We start from the raw sequence: 591 nt of genomic DNA, 5'->3' as shown, positions 1-591 counted from the left end.
TTTGGCACATTAGGTGGTGCATTAAAAACAATTTTTAAGCAAAAAGTTGTTTTACAATGTAGGCATTTTATGCAAGATGTATCTTTTCAAGAATGTATATTTGAAGATAGTTTATCAATTATGGGTTGCAATTTTCATAAAGATGCCCTATTTGATAATGCAAAAATTAATGGATTTTTTGTTGGCTCAAAATCAGTTTTTCATAAACAAGCAAGCTTTTGGAATGTAGATTTTAAAGAAATACCTAACTTTTCGGGTGTAGGATTTACAGAAAGCAATTTAGTAAATTTTGTCAATGCAAAAGTCGATAATTCTTTTGAAAAATTATCTCAATTAGCAAAAAATCAAACTAAAGGCAAAGACAACGATACATCAAATCAAATAAGAAATGACATTAGAGATTCTTACCGAACTTAAAAATACACTCATTCGACAAAACAACCTCCTAGACGCTTCGCAATGGCATAAATTAGAGCTTTATGCTAAAGAAATAGAGCTAGATTCTAAAAAACCTAGCATATTGAGTAGGGATTGGATAGATAAATGGATATTAAGATTCTATCGCCACACTTCCGACCATCATACTGATTT

At 30.1% G+C, this 591-nt stretch carries 2 pseudogenes; both read left to right on the top strand.

The annotated features are described in order from the left end of the window. Positions 1-417: pseudogene (locus QZ289_RS10430) on the top strand (hypothetical protein); the annotation flags it as partial. Beyond that, positions 389-591 (top strand): annotated as a pseudogene (locus QZ289_RS10425) (hypothetical protein); the annotation flags it as partial. The pseudogenes QZ289_RS10430 and QZ289_RS10425, both read left to right, overlap by 29 nt.

Origin of the sequence: uncultured Helicobacter sp. (assembly GCF_910577135.1) — a bacterium.
In the GTDB taxonomy this organism is placed as follows: Bacteria; Campylobacterota; Campylobacteria; order Campylobacterales; family Helicobacteraceae; genus Helicobacter_C; species Helicobacter_C mastomyrinus.
Note: the sequence above shows the minus strand (reverse complement) of the source record. Positions and strands in the feature narration are given on the sequence as shown.